This is a genomic window from Mycobacteroides chelonae, assembly GCF_016767715.1.
Lineage (GTDB): Bacteria > Actinomycetota > Actinomycetes > Mycobacteriales > Mycobacteriaceae > Mycobacterium > Mycobacterium gwanakae.
On sequence record NZ_CP050145.1, the window covers coordinates 2181712 to 2200671 of the forward strand.

Consider the following 18960-nt stretch of genomic DNA (forward strand, 5'->3'; position numbering starts at 1 on the left):
AATCGCCCGCGCCGGTCGGTTACCGGGAGGCGCTGTTGCCCGCCCTGCGGGCGGATCGCTGTCCCTGGCCTTGACGCCCTTGACCCTGCCCCTGGCGGCCTTGGCCCTGTCCGCCGCGCCGAGGCGCACGTGCCGGACGTCCCTCGGCGCCGCCGCGGGGTCGGTGGGACCGCTGGCCGTTCGCCGTGGAAGAGCCGTTGGCCTTCTGTGCGGGAGCAGGTTTCACGTACGGAGCCACCTCGCCCACCAAGGTCTTGACCTCATCGGAATGGGCCGTCACCTGTTGGGGCGTGGCGGTGATGGCGGCCTTGCGTAGCAGCTGTGTGACATCGCGGCGCTGCTCGGGGAGTACCACCGTGACCACGTCGCCGGTGCCACCGGCGCGCGCAGTGCGGCCTGAACGGTGCAGGTACGCCTTGTGCTCGGCGGGAGGGTCGACGTGCACGACGAGAGCGACATCGTCGACGTGCACGCCGCGGGCAGCGACATCCGTGGCGACCAGCACCCGTGCTTCGCCGTTCGCGAAGGCGGCCAGGTTACGGTCGCGTGCACCCTGAGAGAGGTTGCCGTGCAAGTCAACTGACGGGATGCCCGACTGATTGAGCTGATGCGCGAGCCGCTTGGCGTGGTGCTTGGTACGCATGAACAGGATGCGCCGTCCGGTGCCGGAGGCCAGCGTGTTCACAAGTTCACGCTTGGCGTCGGGGCCGCTGACCGTGAACACATGGTGTGTCATCGCGGCAACCGGGGAATCGACGGGATCGACCGAATGCTCGGAGGGGGAGTGCAGGAATCGTTTGACCAACTTGTCGACATCGTTATCCAAGGTGGCCGAGAACAGCAGGCGCTGACCGGAACTCGGGGTCGCGGCGAGCAACCGCGTTACGACGGGCAGGAATCCGAGATCTGCCATGTGGTCGGCCTCGTCCAGAACGCTGATCTCAACGCCGTCCAGAGTCAGGTGGCGCTGCTTGAGTAAGTCATCGAGCCGACCGGGGCAGGCGACCACGATGTCGACGCCGGCCTTGAGCGCCTGAACCTGACGGTGCTGCGAGACACCGCCGAAGATGGTGGTGACCTTCATGCGGTAGGCGGCCGCCAGCGGCTCGATGACTGCGCTGATCTGGGTCGCCAGCTCACGGGTGGGAGCGAGCACGAGCGCCCGCGGGCGGCCCGGCACTCGAGTGCCTTCGGCGATACGTGCGACGACGGGGATGGAGAACGCAAGGGTCTTGCCGCTGCCAGTTTTGCCGCGGGCCAGCACATCACGGCCGGCGAGTGTGTCCGGCAGGGTGGCGGCCTGGATCGGGAATGGGGCGTCGATGCCGCCCTGCTGCAGGGCGCGGACCAGTACTGCGGGCACGCCGAGTGACGCGAATGTGGTTGAAGACATGAGAAATGACGCCTTTCGAGGCTTCGAGATGGCGAGATTGCCAATGGGCAACATCGATCGCCGTGAGAAAAGCCTGAAATCAGCGGACTGGCTGACGAAAGAATGATCTACGACGCAGGCGCACAGTGGCGCTTACCCATGACAGTACGTGCCTTTGGCCTCTAGAGCTAAATCGTGTGTGCCGAAACACATTGGTGGGTGACCCCGTTTTACCTGCAAGGCCTGCCCAGTTCGCGGTGCGCGATACGCACCTGGCAAGGTGAGCGCATGACTCGGACCGGGCCCTTTGTCGTGGGCGATCGCGTGCAACTGACCGACCCCAAGGGGCGGCACTACACGATGGTGCTCGAGCCGGGCAAGGAATTCCACACCCACCGCGGTGCCATCACACACGACACGGTGATCGGCATCCCCGAGGGCAGCGTGGTGAAGTCGACCAACGGCGACCAGTTTCTGGTGCTGCGTCCTTTGCTGATCGACTATGTGTTGTCGATGCCGCGTGGCGCGCAGGTGATCTACCCGAAGGACGCCGCGCAGATCGTTCATGACGGCGACATCTTCCCGGGCGCGCGGGTACTGGAGGCCGGTGTGGGCTCGGGTGCGCTCACCTGCTCGCTGCTGCGCGCGGTGGGGCCCGAGGGAACGGTGATCTCTTACGAGATTCGTGAGGATCACGCCGAACATGCTGTGCGAAACGTCACAGCGTTTTTCGGGGAGCAACCGGACAACTGGGAGCTGGTAATCGGTGATCTCGCCGAGCGGGCTGCTGATGCCGGTGGCGTCGACCGGGTGGTCCTGGACATGCTGGCCCCTTGGGAGACTTTGCCCGCGGTGGCCGAATCGCTGGTACCCGGTGGCGTGCTCATTGTGTACGTCGCTACCGTCACACAACTGTCGCGCGTGGTCGAGGCGCTGCGCGAACAGCAATGCTGGACCGAACCGAGGTCCTGGGAGTCGATGCAGCGCGGCTGGAACGTCGTCGGACTGGCGGTGCGTCCCGAGCACAGCATGCGCGGGCATACCGCGTTCCTGGTCAGTGCGCGTCGTCTGGCGCCGGGCACCATCACTCCGACACCGCTGCGGCGTAAGCGCCTACCGAGCTAGAGCCGTCGCCAGCGGGCGCTACGGGGTAGGCGCCGGGGCCGGTGTCTCGGGCGCGGGTGCGCCGGCGGGAGGCGCCTCGTGCGGCGTGGCGGTACCCGCCAGCGATGTCCCGGTCTTGAGCAAGAGGTCGGAGGTTCGCTTGGACAGCTTCCAGCCCTCACCTTCGGGCGAGAACGACATCGGGACCGCGAAACCACCCATCTTCGGGCTGGGGCTGTTGATGGTGACGACGGCTTCGACGTCGCCCTGGGTTTCCGTCGACCACTTCGGGTCCTTGACGGTGAACGACAACGGCGAGAACCCGGCGTCGCCGATCGCCTTGGTGAACTTGTCCAGCTGCTCGGGAGTGGCACCCTGAACGGCAGTGATCTTCTCGGCACCCGGCAGGTTCGGGTCGGCGAGGCGGTTGAGGACATCGGTCAGCACCGCCGGATCGGGCAGTGGATGGTTCGGGACAGCGGCGGCCACCGCCGAGGATGCGGGCTGAGTCGCCGAAGCGCTGGCGGGGGCGGCCTTATCGTTTGAGCTGCTGCAGGCGGTCAGGGCGAGAACGGCTGCACCGGCGGCGACGACGGCGAGTTGAAGGTGACGGGCCATGATCCTGGTGACTCCATTCGGCATATCGGCTAAGTCGTTCGGCCAAGTGCGGTGACGATATCGGCGTGCGAGGTCGTGGTGATCATCCAGCCCTCCTCCTACACGTCTACCTTCCAGACTTACCCGATGCCGCCTGGATCAGCGAAACCGCCGAGGCCTTGCTGATCTTCCAGCCATCCTGGTTCACGAAGTTGATCTTCGTCGTGTACGCCTGCGTCTTGGGTCCGGTGATGGTGACCGCCGCAGCGGCCACACCCGGTCCGGTGGATTTGATGTCGGACACAGTGAAAGCCAGTGGCAGGAACCCGTCACGGTTGGCGCTCTTGAAGGCACGATCGGCGTAAATCGCCTCACCCGCGCCGATGCCGCCTTCCACGAGGCCACCCTTGGCCAGGGCCGACACGCCCGGATCTGCGAGTGAATACAGCAAACCGCTTAGCTCATCGGATGTGGGTGCCGCGTCGGCAGGTTCGGTGGGCACGTCCATGGGGACGTCCCAGGACACGGGGGTAATGTCCGCGGACATGGTGGTCGTTGCTGTCGGGCCAGCGGAGCTGGCTGTCGGCTCGCCCATTGGTACTGCCAAGCCAACCGCTGCCGCCGCGAGTAAACCCAGCGTGGCGACCCCTGACATACCGGTTCGTGAGCTCACGGTTGTCCTTCCGATCGACCTGAATGTGACGAACGCTAACAGCGTAGACGTCCCAGGCAACGGGTAGACCCCGCACGGGCGGCCAATCGCCGGTAGCGTTGAAGCATCCACCGCACCAATTCTCGGTGTGGGAAAGGAGGACATCATGAGTGAGTCGGAGCGTTCAGAGGCGTACGGCACACCGGATGCCGCCGAACTGGAACGGCTACGTCGAGAGGTTGCGGCCCTTCGCCAGGAGCTGGAAGGCAGCGCGGCCCACGGATCTGGTGACACCGGTCGTCTGCGCGACCTGAACCAGCTTGAGGCTCGTATCGACTCCCTGAATGCGCGCAACGCCAAGCTGATGGACACCCTCAAAGAGGCCCGTCAGCAGCTCTTGGCGCTGCGTGAGGAGGTTGACCGGCTGGGCCAGCCGCCGAGCGGTTATGGCGTGTTGCTGGCCGTGCAGGCCGACGACACGGTGGACGTGTTCACCTCCGGCCGCAAGATGCGGGTGACTTGCTCTCCCAACATCGAGACCGCCGAGCTGCGACGGGGGCAGACCGTGCGCCTCAACGAGGCGCTCACGGTGGTCGAGGCCGGCAACTTCGAATCGGTCGGTGAGATCAGCACGCTGCGGGAGCTGCTGGACGACGGTCATCGCGCGCTCGTGGTGGGGCATGCCGACGAGGAACGCATCGTCTGGCTGGCCGATCCGCTGATCGCGCCCGATCTCTCCGAGGTGTCCGAGGATGCCGACGGAGCGGATCTGAAGCCCCGGAAACTGCGGCCCGGCGATTCGTTGCTGGTTGATACCAAGGCCGGATATGCCTTCGAGCGGATTCCCAAGGCCGAGGTCGAGGATCTGGTGCTCGAAGAGGTGCCCGACGTCAGCTACAGCGACATCGGTGGCCTGACGAGGCAGATCGAGCAGATCCGCGACGCGGTGGAGCTGCCGTTCCTGCACAAGGACCTCTATCGGGAGTACGCCCTGCGTCCGCCCAAGGGTGTGCTGCTGTACGGGCCCCCCGGATGCGGAAAGACACTCATCGCCAAGGCCGTCGCCAACTCGCTGGCCAAGAAGATGGCAGAGCTGCGTGGCGATGACTCGCGCGAGGCCAAGTCCTACTTCTTGAACATCAAGGGCCCGGAGCTGCTCAACAAGTTCGTCGGCGAGACCGAGCGGCATATCCGCCTGATCTTCCAGCGGGCCCGCGAAAAGGCTTCGGACGGTACGCCGGTCATCGTCTTCTTCGATGAGATGGACTCGATCTTCCGCACTCGTGGTACCGGCGTCAGCTCCGATGTGGAGACGACGGTCGTGCCGCAGCTGCTGTCCGAGATCGACGGTGTCGAGGGCCTCGAGAACGTCATCGTCATCGGCGCCTCCAACCGTGAAGACATGATCGACCCGGCGATCCTGCGGCCCGGCCGCCTCGACGTGAAGATCAAGATCGAACGGCCGGATGCGGAGTCTGCGCAAGACATCTTCTCCAAGTACCTCACCGACAAACTGCCGGTGAACACCGACGATCTGGCGGAATTCGGCGGCGATCGCGGGCTGACCATCAAGGCCATGATCGAGAAGGTCGTGGACCGGATGTACGCCGAGATCGACGACAACCGTTTCCTGGAGGTCACCTACGCCAACGGTGACAAGGAAGTCATGTACTTCAAGGACTTCAACTCCGGCGCCATGATTCAGAACGTCGTGGACCGCGCGAAGAAGAACGCCATCAAGGCGGTGCTGGAGACCGGTCAGAAGGGTCTGCGTATTCAGCATCTGCTCGACTCGATCGTCGACGAGTTCGCCGAGAACGAGGACCTGCCCAATACCACCAATCCGGATGACTGGGCACGGATCTCGGGCAAGAAGGGCGAGCGCATCGTCTACATCCGTACGCTGGTCACCGGCAAGAGCTCCAGCGCCAGCCGCGCCATCGACACCGAATCGAGCCTGGGCCAGTACCTGTAGGCACCGTGCTCACCCGCGGCGGGCTGTGACCACCGTGGTCCAGTCGCCGGGTGCGAGTGCACGCGCGCCGGTGGGATCGTAGCGACGCAGCAGCTCGGGTATCCGCAGCTGCTCGGTGGTCTGAAAGCCTTGGCGCGCAAGCAGTTCGTCGGCCTGTCTCGCCGTCATGCCCGTGCGGTACGGCTCGCCGCGCCGGGAGACGGACCGCGATCCGCGCCGGACTTCGCGACGGCGACTGTCGGGGCCGACGATATCGGGATCACCGTAATCCAGGACGAGCCTGCTTCCCGGTGCGCAGAGCTTCGTCAGTTGCGCCAGGGTCGACTCGAGGGCGGCCTCGGTGAGGTAGTAGGTCACGCCGAGCCACACCACGAGTGAGGGTGCGGCCGTATCGAATCCGGCGCCAAGCAGACGCGACGTCAGGTCATCGCGCTCGAAATCGCAGGGGACCCAGGCCAGCCGCGACTCATCACCGCGGTGTTCGGCGATGAGATGTTGTTTCGCCTGCTGGGTGGTGGGTGCGTCGACCTCGAATACGGTGACGGGCAGGGAACCGAGCTGCTGACTCGAGGTGTCGAAGCCCGCCCCCAGCATCACCACTTGACCGATGCCGGATCGCGCGGCGGACCGCACTTCGTCGTCGGACACCCGGCGGCGCAGCACGATGAGGGCATGAAGGCCCGCGCACCATCGGTCCACCAGACGCAGGCCCCACCTGGCCACGGTGGGAGATGCCAGTGCCGCACGCAGCAGCGGATGGGTCACGAACCATCCGGACTGTGGATCGTTCAGCAGGCCATCGCGCTGCATCGACTCGGCAGCGCGCTGCCACGCGTTGAACTGTGCGGTCAGACTTGCGGTTTGGTCGAGCCGGCGTCCAGACATATCGCGAGGATAGAAAGTCCGGTGGGCCCGCGAGGGGGCATTGGCATCATCTGGCAGTGCGTGGCATGCGGAGGCGGTGCTGGTCAGTGCGGTCTTCCTAGCATGGCGAGTACAGCCCGAGGAGGTATCCGTGAAGACCATGAAACCCCGAGAAATGCTTTCCGCCGAGCGCACCAGCCTGGCCGAGTTCCTGCACACATTGACCGAAGACGATTGGTTGGCTCCGTCACTGTGCGCGGGCTGGCGGGTCCGCGATGTCGTGGCACACGCCGCCGTCGACGCGGTATCGCTGGGTGTCTATCTGGGGACCGCGCTACGGAACCCATCGATCAACAAGCTCAACGATGCATTGGTGGAGCGCACCGGTCACCTGTCGAATGAAGAGCTGTTGCACCATTTCGAGTCGGCAGTGCGGCCCGGAGCGTTTGGCAAGATGGCGCCCGCGGCACTTCATACCGACGCCATGGTGCACCACCAGGATATTCGGCGACCACTGGGCAGGCCGCGTGCCATTCCCGAGGACCGGCTGGTCTTTGCGTTGGATCATCCCGACTTTGGCGCCCACCCGAAGCGGTACACCAAGGGGCTGAGGTTCATGGCCAACGACGTGGATTGGGCGAAAGGCAATGGCCCGCACGTGTGCGGCACCGGGGAGGCGCTGGTGCTGGCGATGGCGGGCCGTCCGGTGGTGCTCGGTGAGCTGGAAGGTGACGGTGTGCCGACGCTGGCGGCACGGATGCGCTGAGGTCAGATCCGTTGTGAGGCCGATAGATACACGTCGCGTCCGGCGAGGCTTACCGCCACATCGGCGATCAACGGTTCGAAAAAACGTGTCCGATACTGCGGATCGATGCTGCTGTTGACGGTGAAGTACAGCCCCGACAGCACCGCGACCAACAGCGACATATGAATCAGAGTCTGTGGCACGCCGATCCGAATCCCGTACCAGGTGCCCGAACATGGCGGCGCTGCTCCCGACGGGCATGCGGCCTCATTGGACCACAACGCCATCACGTCGTGCGGCACGGCCACGATGCCCAGCAACATGAAGAACGCGAACACCCCGGTGGTGAAGAACACCACCTGGATCGCCTGCGAAACCACCATCACCAGTAGCACATTCAGCCGTTCGGGCCAGCGCAGTGCGGGCCGCGGCGGCTCCGGACCGTCGGCTCCGGTCAGGTCGGCCAGTGGGGTGCCGGCCAGTAGCGTGGCGGGCGCGGGACGTTCGGCCCGGTTTTCGCGCAGATTGTTCAACTCGTCGCGCACGGTGGCGACCATGAACACGGTGGCGGTGAGGGCCAGGAAGCCGATTGTCTGCCAAAGCCTTTCGCGGGTGATCCGGGCCGACAGCTGCCAGAGCTCTCCGGTGAAGAACACCACCACGGTCAGCATGAGCAGTGGCAGCGCGCGGGACATGAGCGTGCCCAGCGCGCCGAACTGCGTGGATGCGTACCGCAGGGCCCACAGTCCGATCGACCCGGCACCCAGGTACGTCAACCAGATGAGCACCAGCGCGGCCAGCAGGAAGGCGGGCATCTTCGCGGCGGCCTCCGGCCACGAACCGGTGTCGGTGGCCGGGAGCGCTACCACGAAGATCGCGATGACGAGCCATGACAGGGCGCGGCGCACCACGTCGGCACGGATGGTTCCGACACGTTGCAGTGCGGTGAGCACCAGCGGTTGCGCCGCCATCAGCAGTGCCACCACCCCGAGCAGGATCATCAGCACAATCGAGCGGGTGTCGTTGTCGGTGGAGATCAGCTCGTAGAGCGCCACCCCCGCACCGGCGACTCCGATCATGGGCGCGGCCCGGTCGATGAGTTCACGTGAGCGCACGCGACGATCGAGCACGACGGGTAGTCCTCGGGAGAGGAACCATTCGTGAATGTCGTCGAGATTGCGCACCTGATCATGATGACAAGGCTGTTCGACGAGGCAAAGCGGGCGTACGTTGAACCAATCGGGCGGTCGGATCGTGTAACCGTCGGAGGTGTTCCATGGCGGATGGGCAGGCTGGGCCGAACGGCGTCGGCGTCAATGGCTCATCGAGTCTTATGCGGGCCTTTTACGACGAGTACGCAGGCCCGCTGCATCGCTATGTCATGTACCTGACCCACGACTCGGCGCTGGCGGAAGACATCGTGCAGGAGGTGCTGTTGCGAGCCTGGCGGCATCCGACGCTGGTCAACCAGACGGAAGGGTCGGCGAGGGCATGGCTGTTTACGGTCGCCCACAACCTGGTCCGTGATAACGCACGTAGCTCGCGCTTTCGCAGCGAGATAGCCACCGCCGAGACACCCGAGTTCGCCTCTCCCGATCAGGTGGACGCAACGCTGGACGCGTGGCTGGTGGCCGAAGCGCTGCGCACGTTGTCCACCGATCACCGCGCCGTCATCCTGCGTGCGTATTACCGGGGGAGTTCAGTCGCCGACATATCCGCCGAGCTGGGGGTGCCTGAGGGCACCGTCAAGTCACGCCTGCACTATGGCGTGCGTGCGCTTCGGTTGTCGCTGCAGGAAATGGGGGTCACACGATGACTGTGGAGCATGTTTACGCCGACTGGGACGCCGCCTATGTGCTGGGTGCGCTCTCGTCCGCCGAGCGGCGTGAATACGAACAGCACCTGGTCGACTGTGTCAGCTGCCAGCGCGCGCTGTCCGAGGTGACAGCCATGCCCGGTCTGCTGTCCAAGGTTGATCGCGGTTACGCCGAGAAGATGGAACTCGAAGACCCGCCCGTGCTCGCCAAGCCCGCCACCAGCTGCCCGGTACAGGCGCTGTGGCCCAAGCTGCAGGCCCGGTGGCGGCGGCAGAGCGCAGTGCGCCGGCTCGCCTATGTGGGTGCGGTCGCGGTGGCCGCCGCTGTCGCGCTGACGGTCTCGTTGGTGCCGCCGCCGTGGTATCACCGGCCCGCACCGATGAATGTCGCCGCGGGTTCGTTGCCGGCGGGGGAGCATTGGCAGCCGATGCGCCAGGTGACGCCCTCACCGCTGAGCGCTCAAGTGGCCATTGTCCAGGACGGTGCCGGCACCCGTATCGAAATGTGGTGCAGCTATCCGGCATACGGAGACGACCCGGATGACTCGGCGGCACCCTATGCACTGCGCGTCGGCACCCGAGCCGGCGGGAACATCATCGCCAGTTCGTGGACGGCCAAGCCGGGCTCCGCGATGATGACATCGATGACCGTCCCGGTGGCGCAGGATCAGATCGAGAGCGTCCAGGTGATCGACAATCACGGTGACGCCGTGCCGTTGGTGTTCCTCGAACTGCGTCGCTGACGCCTACCCCATCAGGTTCGTGGTGCTTTGACGTGCCCATATCGGCATTACCTGAAACGCGATTCATATTGTGCCATCACATGATTGAGATAACTCGATCACTTTTTCTTCCGGATTGTTGAACCGGTCACGTGTGACAGTCGTGTACTAGTCATGACCACCCCGATACGTGCCCGGAGCCGTATGGCCGGCGATATCGCGCTCGGGAACGGGACCATGCGCTTGGTCGACTGGCTCGTCCTGGAGTTGCGTCGTCACCATGTCGATGTCGTCTTCGGGGTCGACGGTGCGAACATCGAGGATCTCTACGATGCCGTGCACTACGCGCCGGGTATCCAGGCCGTCGTCGCCAAGCACGAGTTCTCGGCCGGCACCATGGCCGACGGCTATGCGCGTGCCGCCTCGCGGATGAGCGTAGTGGCCGCGACCTCAGGCGGCGGCGCTGTCAATCTTGTTCCTGCGCTTGCTGAATCGTATGCGAGCCGGGTGCCGGTGCTGGCGATCGTGGGCCAGCCGCCGCGCCCGCTGGAGGGTAACGGGGCGTTCCAGGATGGGAGTGGGCGCGCCGGGAGCATGGATCTGCAGGCGGTTTTCCGGCCCATTTCCGGCTACTGCACCCGAGTGGAAAATCCCGAGGAAATCGCCGAGGCGCTCGGTCATGCCCTGGCCGCGCTTCGGGACGGTCTGCCGGCGGTTCTCTTGATACCTAAAGACGTCCAGCAGGCGCGCCTGCACGCCACACCACAGCTGCCGGAGCCGCACGTGCGGCCTGGAGCGGTGCCCGCACAGCTTGCCGACTTCGCCAAGCATCTGGCCGATGCGCCGGGACGGGTGCTGGTGGTAGCGGGGCCGGAGGTGGCACGACACAATGCCCGCGGCGAGCTATCGGATCTCCTCGATCGTCTCGATGCCTTTGTCGCGGTGTCGCCCGACGCCAAAGATGCTGTAGACGGCGATGATCCACGGCTGCTGGGCGTCATCGGGGTGATGGGACACCCGGCCGTCGAAAGGGTACTGCGCCACGGTGTGACGTGTGTCTGCATCGGGACCACCATGCCCGTGATGACCCGAGGCGGTGTCGACTTCGCGACGACGCCGGTGCTCTCGATCGGTTCGGCGACACCACATATCCCGTCCCGCCACCTGCAGACCGAGGACCTGTCATCGACCCTGGCCCAGCTCGCCGCCGCTGTGCCGGCGCGTTCGGACTCGTTGGACAGTGAAACGCTCTACGCACCAACCCATCTGGAACCGCCCGAGCATGACGGCGACGGTGTCAGGTACCACGATGGCATGCACGTTCTCGACCGGGTGATTCCTGCGGAGGCGGATATCTTCGTCGATGCGGGTAACACCGGCGCTGCCGCGGTGCATTACCTGGGCGCCCGGCACCGGGGCCGTTATGTTGTCGCACTCGGTGTGGGCGGCATGGGGTACGCCTTCGGTGCGGGCATCGGCTGTGCGTTCGCGCGCGGCGGCCGCACCGTGGTGGTCGCGGGGGACGGGGCATTCTTCATGCACGGCATGGAGATTCACACGGCGATCGAGCACCGGCTGCCGGTGACATTCGTCATTGTCAACAACAACGCACACGCCATGTGCGTCACCCGTGAGCAGCTGTATTACGGAGGGGAGTACAGCTTCAACCGGTTCACGCCCTCGCATATCGGGGCCGGGATGGGCGCGATGTTCCCGAGTCTGATGTGCCGTTCGGCCGATACGGTGGCCGATTTCGAGGCCGCCATGCATGCGGCGATGGCCCATGGCGGTCCCGCTGTGGTGGAGGTCATCTGTTCCACCGACGAGATACCCCCGTTTGCCCCGTTCTTGTCATCCGATATCGCTAAGGAGAAAACGCATGACCGACACGATTGCCGAAGCATCCAAGCCTGGCCTGAAAGCCTTGCCCGCGCTTAGCGATATCGCTGCCGATGCCGGGACCGAGGACGCATTGCCCGGGGTGCATCGGATCGAGACCTCGCCACGCGAGAAGGCGACGCCGATCATCATGGACATGATGCGGTCGGTGTATCCGCATGACCAGGTGTTCGGCCCGTTCTGCACGGTCCAGGAGTATGTGGACTGCCCGCCCGACGAGTTGCACCGCTACCTGTCCGACACTCGTTGCCTGGAGGAGTGGACCTACAGCCTGCGCGGCTTCGAGGAGACCGATGAGCCCGGGTTGTGGGTCGCACATGACCGTTTGGGATCGGACACGCTGATCTACACCCGCACGGAATCGAACGCCGAATCCGGAACCGTCGATTATCACTGTGCCTGGGATCAGGGCGATCACCTCTGGATGATCTACCTCATGCGAGTGGTCGACGCGCAGATCGTGCTTAACAAGCCGGGCTCGGTCGTGCTGTGGACCAACTGCCACCATCCGTTCTACGACGAGAACCCCTATCCAGAAACCGCTCCGCCCCAACGTAAGCCGTGGGTGGGGGACTTCTGGGACATGTTCGGCGCGGGTCACCTGCTGGAACTGCTGAACCTCAAGGCCATCGCCGAGTATCGCCACAGCCATGGGCTTCCGATCGTTCCGGAGTGGATGAAATGACCATTAGCATCTTCGACATCTCCAGCTATCTTCCCGAGAACCGGGTCAGCGCCGATTACTTCGCGCAGTACGCCAAGGATGACGATCTGGCGGAGAACGTCATGTTCCGCAGCCCGGCCTTCCGGCATCACGTCGCCGCCGACGAGTCCGCGGTGGACATGGCCGAACGTGCGGTCGCCGGACTCAAGGATCGGCACGGCGACAGCGTGCTGGACGAGGTGGACATTCTGCTGACACATACCCAGCTGCCCGACCTACCCTTCGTGGGTTGCGGTGGGGAGGTGGCGAACCGGCTGCAGATCCGCCCGGAATGGATCTTGGACATACACAACGGTGGCTGCGTCTCGTTCGTTCTGATGCTCAAGCTCGTGCAGCAGATGATGGACTCGTCGAGCGCCCGTTCGGCCCTCATCGTGAACATGCAGAATGCGGCCGGCCAGATCTTCGTACAAGAGCAGGTGCGCTCCACCGCACAGGCTTCCATTCCGGGGGACGGCGCCACCGCGGCGCTGATCACCCGCGATGGGACTTCCCCGGTACTGGGCATCGAGACGCGGAACTTCGGCGAGTTCGCGGGCGACATGACGTACGCGGTGACGCCTCATCGCAAGTACTGGGAGGCCGGGGCAGGGCAGGGGAGGGTGGCGTTCACCGAGCACAAGATCAGCAAGGTGCTGGCCCGTGGCAATCGCATGGTGCCCGAGGTGGCCCTGGCCGTCTGCGATCGAATCGGACTTCCGTCAACGGATCTGGACGCGTTGGTGACCAACCAGCCGAACCGCATATTTCTGCGGAACTGGCGCGATGCCCTGCAGCTGCCCCGGGAGAAGCACCCGGACACCTTCGACGAGTGCGGCAACCTCTTCGGGGTGGGCATTCCGCACACTCTCGATCAGGCGATCTCCGACGGTCAGGTCAAGTCCGGCGACACGGTGATGCTGGCAGGTTTCGCCCACGCCGGTGACTATGCGGCAGCGGCGGCCGTGCGGTGGGGAGGGAGGGGCCTGTGACGGTCAGTCCACTCCGATTGGCATTGAACGAGAATCCTTATCGTCCACTGCCATCGGTGCGCGATGCGCTCAGGCATGACATTGCGGAGGTGAACAGATACCCCGAGTTCTTGCCCGTGGTGCTTCCGCGACTGATCGCCGAACGGGTGGGCATGACACCGGAAGAAGTGGTGGTGGGCGTCGGCGCCACCGGCGTCGCGCTGCAGGTGCTGCAGGCGCTCTGTCAGCCGGGCGATTCGCTGGTGTTTGCGCACCCGACATTCGACGGCTATCCGATACTGGCCGATATCGCCGGGTTGATCCAGGTTCCGATTCCGCTGGCAGATAACGGGATCACAGATCTGGATGAGCTACTGGGTGCGGCGTATGACGCCGATGCCGCCGCCGTGGTGCTGTGCCGGCCCCACAACCCGACCGGAACACTGATACCCGCGGACCAGGTCTATGAGTTCGTCCGCGCGGCGCCGCCGACCAGTGTGGTGATCCTCGACGAGGCCTACATCGAATTCGTGGATCCCGACGAACATCTGGACGTTCCGCTTCTTCTTGCGATACACCCGAACCTGGTGGTGCTGCGTACCTTCTCGAAGGCATACGGGTTGGCGGGGCTGCGGATCGGCTATGGGTTGGCCGCTCCCGCGGTCTGTGGTGTCATTCGTAGATACCAGCTCCCATTCGGCATGAACCGTGCGGCGGCAGTGGCGGTGGCCGCCTCGTATGCGGCCGAAGACGAGCTGCGACTGCGGGTCGATTCTATTGTCTACGAGCGTGATCGGCTCAGGGAACGGCTCGCTCAGATGGGTGCGCATATCCCGGAGTCGCATGCCAATTTCGTGTATCTGCCGGCGCGCGGTGACGGCGAGCGCTGGATGTCCATCCTGGGAACCGATGATGTTGTCGCGAAGGAGTATCCCGATGGCGGTGTTCGGCTCACCGTCGGCGACCCACGAGAAATGGCGATCGTCGCGCGGCGGCTGCTGGAGGTCGACGAGATCGGCGAAAGCGCAGCGCCGCAGTTGAGTAGACCGGCGTCATAGACTGGTTGGCCGCGGCGATCCGTCCCCCCGATTGCCGGCCCCGAAACGGCAAGGACTGCCGCGGTCAACCCCCACTTCTCAGAATGCGTAGCGGTGATACTGCGCCATGTACCGCAGCGTCGGCGATACCGACATCGCCTTGGCGAGAAGCCGATACGCGGTCCTGGTCTGTTGGAAGGTCGCCGAATCGAAGGGTGACTCCCACTCGAGGAGCTGCAGCTTGGGGATCTCGCGAATAATGTCTTCGGGACCGTCGATGCCCCAATACAGGGTCGCCCCCGAGCGTCGCACCACCGCGTTCGACCACTGCGTCTTGATGCCGAACCTGTTGAACGCATCGAATTGCAGTTCCCCGTAGGGAAAGTGATCGACAATCCGGCGAAACAGGGCGATGCCGTCGGCCTGCGTGAGATACATGGTGAGCCCCTCTCCGATTGCGAGCACCGGGCGGTCGCCCCGAATGTGCGCGAGCCATGCCGGATCGGTCACCGATGCGGACACGACGTGATAGTTATCGCGTGTCGGATAGAGCTGGCTGCGCAGCGCCGCCACGTCGGGGTAATCGATGTCGTACCACTGGACTCCCGCGCCGGGGTTCAGCCGGAAATACCGGCCGTCGAGACCGCAGCCCAGATGCAGCACCACGGCCTCGGCGTGCCTGGACAGAAAGGCGCGCGCCCAGCCGTCGAAATGTGCGGAACGGGTGGTGACGGCCGGTGACCTACCCGCGGTGATGGTCGTCTTGGACCAGTCGTAGTCGATGCGGTCGGCGATGTCACGGGCCAGCCGGTCGCCGAGGATCGGCTTCGGCAGATCGGCATCCAATGCCTTGGCGTAGAACGTCGCCAGCATGGTCTGCGGTGCTCCGCTGAGGTCGACATGGATCTTCTCTGGGCGGCTCATGAATCCGACGCTAATGCGGATTCCGCGGCGCGCAGAGCAGTCTGAACAGTCCCCGGCGTGGTGTTCAGCCCCAACTCTCTAGGCTGAGCGTCATGCAACGGATCATCGGTACCGAGGTTGAATACGGCATTTCGTCTCCTACGGACCCCGCCGCCAACCCGATCCTCACCTCCACGCAGGCAGTGCTGGCGTACGCCGCGGCCTCGGGGATCCAGCGCGCCAAGCGCACCCGGTGGGATTACGAGGTGGAGTCGCCGCTGCGTGATGCCCGTGGATTCGACCTGGGGCGCACCACCGGTCCGGCTCCTATCGTCGATGCCGACGAGGTAGGGGCGGCCAACATGATCCTCACCAACGGTGCCCGCCTGTACGTCGATCACGCCCACCCGGAGTATTCGGCGCCCGAATGCACCAATCCGCTCGACGCGGTGATCTGGGATAAGGCCGGTGAACGCGTGATGGAGGCCGCCGCCCGCCACGTCGCCAGCGTGCCCGGCGCCGCGCGGCTGCAGCTGTACAAGAACAACATCGACGGTAAGGGTGCCTCCTACGGCACCCACGAGAACTACCTGATGGACCGTCAGACGCCGTTCTCGGCGATCATCGCGGGCCTGACGCCGTTCTTCGTGTCGCGCCAGGTGGTCACGGGTTCCGGCCGGGTGGGAATCGGGCCCTCCGGCGACGACTCGGGCTTTCAGTTGTCGCAGCGTGCCGACTACATCGAAGTAGAGGTCGGTCTGGAAACCACGCTCAAGCGCGGCATCATCAACACCCGCGACGAGCCGCATGCCGACGCCGACAAGTACCGGCGCTTGCACGTCATCATCGGTGACGCCAACCTTGCCGAGACCTCGACGTTCCTGAAGGTGGGTACCACCTCGCTGGTACTCGACCTGATCGAATCCGGGGCCGATCTCTCGGACCTGGCCCTGGCGCGGCCGGTGTACGCGGTGCACGTGATCAGTCGTGATCCGTCGCTGCGGGCCACCGTGGCGCTTGCGGACGGCCGAGAGCTGACAGGCCTTGCACTGCAACGTATTTACTTGGAGCGGGTGGCTGAGTTGGTCGCCTCCCGCGACCCGGATCCGCAGGCCGATCACGTGCTGCAGGTGTGGGCCAAGGTTCTCGATCTGCTGGAGCGCGATCCGATGGAATGCGCCGACCTGCTGGACTGGCCCGCCAAGCTGCGGCTGCTGGAAGGATTCCGGCAACGCGAGAATCTGAGCTGGTCGGCACCGCGTCTGCATCTGGTCGACCTGCAGTACTCCGATGTGCGCCTGGACAAGGGGCTCTACAACCGGCTGGTGGCCCGCGGGTCCATGCAGCGGATGGTCACCGAGCAACAGGTGCTGGACGCGGTCACGCGGCCCCCGTCGGATACCCGCGCCTACTTCCGGGGCGAGTGCCTGCGCCGCTTCGGCGCCGACATTGCCGCCGCCAGCTGGGACTCGGTGATCTTCGACCTGGGTGGGGATTCGCTTGTCAGGATTCCAACGCTGGAGCCGCTGCGCGGGAGCAAGAGCCACGTGGGCTCGCTGCTGGATTCGGTCGATTCGGCTGCTGAACTGGTCGATCAGCTCACCACGTAACGGGTTCGGCGACGCACGCCCGTGAAACGTCACACCGTGGGCGCTGCCCGGTAGGCTGAACAGAACCGACCTAGCAGTCAGGAGGCAGCGATGGCGCAGGAGCAGACCAAGCGCGGTGGTGGCGGTGACGAGGACGATGTCACCGACCTGGGAGGACCGGCCGGGCAGGAGCGCCGCGAAAAGCTGGCGGAGGACACCGACGATTTGCTCGATGAGATCGATGACGTGCTGGAAGAGAACGCCGAGGACTTCGTGCGGGCGTACGTCCAAAAGGGTGGCCAGTGATCTGGCGCGATGATTCGATCGCGCCCCAGCAGTTCACCCGACACTCGCACCTTTCCTCGTTCTCCGAGTACCTGAGGATTCAGGCCCCGGAGTTGCTTCCGGCACTCGGAAAGGCATCAGGTGACGTGATCACGAACCTGCCGCACGGCACGACCATCGTGGCGCTCACGTACCGCGGTGGAGTTCTGATCGCCGGTGACCGGCGCGCCACCCAGGGCAACTACATCGCGAACCGCGATATCGACAAGGTGCAGATAACCGACAACTACTCGGCGACCGGTATCGCGGGAACCGCTGCGATCGCCGTCGAGTTCGCGCGGTTGTATGCCGTCGAATTGGAGCACTACGAGAAGCTCGAAGGTGTGCCCCTGACCTTCAACGGTAAGGCCAATCGGCTCTCGGCCTTGGTGCGTGGCAACCTCGCCGCGGCCATGCAGGGGCTGGTGGCGGTGCCGCTGCTGGTGGGCTACGACATCGACGACCCCAACGGTGAAACCGCTGGGCGCATCGTGTCTTTCGATGTCGCGGGCGGTTGGCACGTCGAGAGTGACGGATACCAGGCGGTGGGTTCTGGTTCGGTGTTCGCCAAATCATCGATCAAGAAGCTCTACAAGTCTGGCGGCGACGCACTGGGTGCGCTGGCGGTGGCGGTAGAGGCGCTGTACGACGCCGCCGAGGACGATTCGGCAACGGGCGGACCGGATCTGGTGCGCCGGGTGTTCCCGACGGCCATTCGGATCGATTCCGGCGGAGCGATCCGGGTGCCCGAGGCCGATATCGAAAGCATTGCGCGCGAGGTCATCCAGAAGCGGACCGAAGCGGCCGAAAGTGGTGATCCCTCATGACCTTTCCGTATTACGCCTCGGTCGAGCAGCTCATGCGCGACCGTTCGGAGTTGGCGCGCAAGGGAATCAGCCGCGGTCGTTCGGTCGTGGCGCTCACCTATGCAGACGGCGTTTTATTTGTCGCCGAGAACCCGTCCAACTCGCTGCAGAAGGTCAGCGAGGTGTACGACCGGGTGGGTTTCGCCGCCGTCGGTAAATTCAACGAGTTCGACCGACTGCGCCGCGGTGGTATTCAGTGGGCCGATATGCGCGGCTATGCCTATGACCGCCGCGACGTGAGTGGACGGCAGCTGGCCAATATCTACGCCGAGGCGCTTGGCACCATCTTCAACGAGCAGGCCAAACCGTATGAGGTGGAGCTGTGTGTCGGTGAGGTGGCTCATCACGGCCGGGACACCCAGCCGGTGCTGTACCGGATCACCTACGACGGCTCGATTGCCGATGAGCCGCATTGGGTGGTCATGGGCGGTAACACCGAGCCGGTGATCAACTCGCTCAAGGAGAGCTACGCCGAGGGCGCCACGCTGAAGGACGCGGTCGGTTTCGCGGTGAAGGCACTGCAGGCAGGGACGGCCGGCGCCAACGGTTCGGAGGGCCGGGCGCTGGGCGGACTTGAGGTGGCGGTGCTGGAACAGAGCCGTCCCCGCAGAGCCTTCCGCCGGATCAAGGGCGCCGCGCTGGAAGCGCTTCTGCCCGAGGACTTCTCCCCGGGGGAGATCGAGGGCGGCGGCGATCCGGGCCCCGAGGCCGGTGATTCCAAAGACTCCAAGGATTCCAAGGACAGTTAGCTCGCACGCGTTTGGCGTCCTGAGCGGATAACACCGCGTCCCGGAAGTTATCCACAGCCTGAAATCGGCGGA

19 protein-coding genes are annotated in these 18960 nt (G+C 64.8%); 13 read left to right on the forward strand and 6 right to left on the reverse strand.

Going from position 1 to position 18960, the window contains the following annotated elements; genetic code table 11:
- Window positions 1-19 precede the first annotated feature (19 nt).
- Window positions 20-1363, reverse strand: a complete 1344-nt coding sequence (locus HBA99_RS10790; protein WP_064410261.1) for a DEAD/DEAH box helicase — start codon at window positions 1361-1363, stop codon at window positions 20-22.
- Between the two features lie 297 nt (window positions 1364-1660).
- On the opposite strand from HBA99_RS10790, the gene HBA99_RS10795 reads away from it, so the two are divergent.
- Complete coding sequence (locus HBA99_RS10795; protein WP_030095598.1) at window positions 1661-2497, forward strand: tRNA (adenine-N1)-methyltransferase; 837 nt, start codon at window positions 1661-1663, stop codon at window positions 2495-2497.
- Between the two features lie 18 nt (window positions 2498-2515).
- On the opposite strand, the gene lppK is transcribed toward HBA99_RS10795, so the two are convergent.
- Entirely contained in the window at window positions 2516-3094 is a 579-nt protein-coding gene (gene lppK, locus HBA99_RS10800) for a lipoprotein LppK (protein WP_064408627.1), read from the reverse strand.
- 106 nt (window positions 3095-3200) lie between these two features.
- Window positions 3201-3746 carry an MTB12 family secreted protein gene (locus HBA99_RS10805; protein WP_227457848.1) on the reverse strand — a complete coding sequence of 182 codons (546 nt, stop codon included), beginning with the start codon at window positions 3744-3746 and terminating at the stop codon, window positions 3201-3203.
- 145 nt (window positions 3747-3891) lie between these two features.
- On the opposite strand from HBA99_RS10805, the gene arc reads away from it, so the two are divergent.
- Window positions 3892-5700 (forward strand): proteasome ATPase, encoded by a 1809-nt coding sequence (gene arc / locus HBA99_RS10810; protein ID WP_070917110.1) that lies wholly within the window; start codon window positions 3892-3894, stop codon window positions 5698-5700.
- Between the two features lie 9 nt (window positions 5701-5709).
- Here the strand turns inward: arc and HBA99_RS10815 are convergent, their stop codons facing one another.
- Window positions 5710-6585, reverse strand: coding sequence for a class I SAM-dependent methyltransferase (locus HBA99_RS10815; protein WP_070951066.1), 876 nt, complete (start codon window positions 6583-6585; stop codon window positions 5710-5712).
- A 139-nt stretch (window positions 6586-6724) separates the two neighbouring features.
- Between HBA99_RS10815 and HBA99_RS10820 the strand changes: the two genes are divergently transcribed.
- Window positions 6725-7330 (forward strand): maleylpyruvate isomerase family mycothiol-dependent enzyme, encoded by a 606-nt coding sequence (locus tag HBA99_RS10820; RefSeq protein WP_030095603.1) that lies wholly within the window; start codon window positions 6725-6727, stop codon window positions 7328-7330.
- A gap of 2 nt (window positions 7331-7332) precedes the next feature.
- Here the strand turns inward: HBA99_RS10820 and HBA99_RS10825 are convergent, their stop codons facing one another.
- Window positions 7333-8493 (reverse strand): hypothetical protein, encoded by a 1161-nt coding sequence (locus HBA99_RS10825; protein WP_070930603.1) that lies wholly within the window; start codon window positions 8491-8493, stop codon window positions 7333-7335.
- 149 nt (window positions 8494-8642) lie between these two features.
- Between HBA99_RS10825 and HBA99_RS10830 the strand changes: the two genes are divergently transcribed.
- The 6 genes from HBA99_RS10830 to HBA99_RS10855 all read left to right on the forward strand — a co-directional run bounded on the left by HBA99_RS10830 (window position 8643) and on the right by HBA99_RS10855 (window position 14478).
- Window positions 8643-9125 carry a sigma-70 family RNA polymerase sigma factor gene (locus tag HBA99_RS10830; RefSeq protein ID WP_070951065.1) on the forward strand — a complete coding sequence of 161 codons (483 nt, stop codon included), beginning with the start codon at window positions 8643-8645 and terminating at the stop codon, window positions 9123-9125.
- Complete coding sequence (locus HBA99_RS10835; RefSeq protein WP_030095605.1) at window positions 9122-9868, forward strand: anti-sigma factor family protein; 747 nt, start codon at window positions 9122-9124, stop codon at window positions 9866-9868. The genes HBA99_RS10830 and HBA99_RS10835 overlap by 4 nt, the downstream gene beginning before the upstream one ends.
- Window positions 9869-10084: 216 nt before the next feature.
- On the forward strand, window positions 10085-11785 hold the full coding sequence (locus HBA99_RS10840) for a thiamine pyrophosphate-binding protein (protein ID WP_070952246.1): 1701 nt from the start codon (window positions 10085-10087) through the stop codon (window positions 11783-11785).
- Window positions 11772-12431, forward strand: a complete 660-nt coding sequence (locus tag HBA99_RS10845) for a hypothetical protein (RefSeq protein ID WP_030095607.1) — start codon at window positions 11772-11774, stop codon at window positions 12429-12431. The genes HBA99_RS10840 and HBA99_RS10845 overlap by 14 nt, the downstream gene beginning before the upstream one ends.
- The gene (locus tag HBA99_RS10850) at window positions 12428-13441 is read left to right on the forward strand and encodes a 3-oxoacyl-ACP synthase III family protein (protein WP_070924460.1); all 1014 of its coding nucleotides are present in this window, start codon (window positions 12428-12430) and stop codon (window positions 13439-13441) included. Before HBA99_RS10845 ends, HBA99_RS10850 begins: the two co-directional genes overlap by 4 nt.
- Window positions 13420-14478: an aminotransferase class I/II-fold pyridoxal phosphate-dependent enzyme gene (locus HBA99_RS10855; RefSeq protein WP_070924459.1), complete on the forward strand. Its 1059-nt coding sequence runs from the start codon at window positions 13420-13422 to the stop codon at window positions 14476-14478. The genes HBA99_RS10850 and HBA99_RS10855 overlap by 22 nt, the downstream gene beginning before the upstream one ends.
- Before the next feature lie 78 nt (window positions 14479-14556).
- Here the strand turns inward: HBA99_RS10855 and HBA99_RS10860 are convergent, their stop codons facing one another.
- Entirely contained in the window at window positions 14557-15381 is an 825-nt protein-coding gene (locus HBA99_RS10860) for a class I SAM-dependent methyltransferase (RefSeq protein WP_070930599.1), read from the reverse strand.
- 92 nt (window positions 15382-15473) lie between these two features.
- On the opposite strand from HBA99_RS10860, the gene dop reads away from it, so the two are divergent.
- From dop to prcA, 4 genes are all read left to right on the forward strand, one after another.
- Window positions 15474-16970 carry a depupylase/deamidase Dop gene (gene dop / locus HBA99_RS10865; RefSeq protein WP_030095611.1) on the forward strand — a complete coding sequence of 499 codons (1497 nt, stop codon included), beginning with the start codon at window positions 15474-15476 and terminating at the stop codon, window positions 16968-16970.
- Window positions 16971-17060: 90 nt separating this feature from the next.
- A complete protein-coding gene (locus HBA99_RS10870; RefSeq protein ID WP_030095612.1) occupies window positions 17061-17255 on the forward strand; it encodes a ubiquitin-like protein Pup in 195 nt (64 codons plus the stop codon).
- Entirely contained in the window at window positions 17252-18100 is an 849-nt protein-coding gene (gene prcB, locus HBA99_RS10875) for a proteasome subunit beta (protein WP_030095613.1), read from the forward strand. Before HBA99_RS10870 ends, prcB begins: the two co-directional genes overlap by 4 nt.
- Window positions 18097-18888, forward strand: a complete 792-nt coding sequence (prcA, locus tag HBA99_RS10880) for a proteasome subunit alpha (protein WP_057964725.1) — start codon at window positions 18097-18099, stop codon at window positions 18886-18888. The genes prcB and prcA overlap by 4 nt, the downstream gene beginning before the upstream one ends.
- Window positions 18889-18960: the final 72 nt, after the last annotated feature.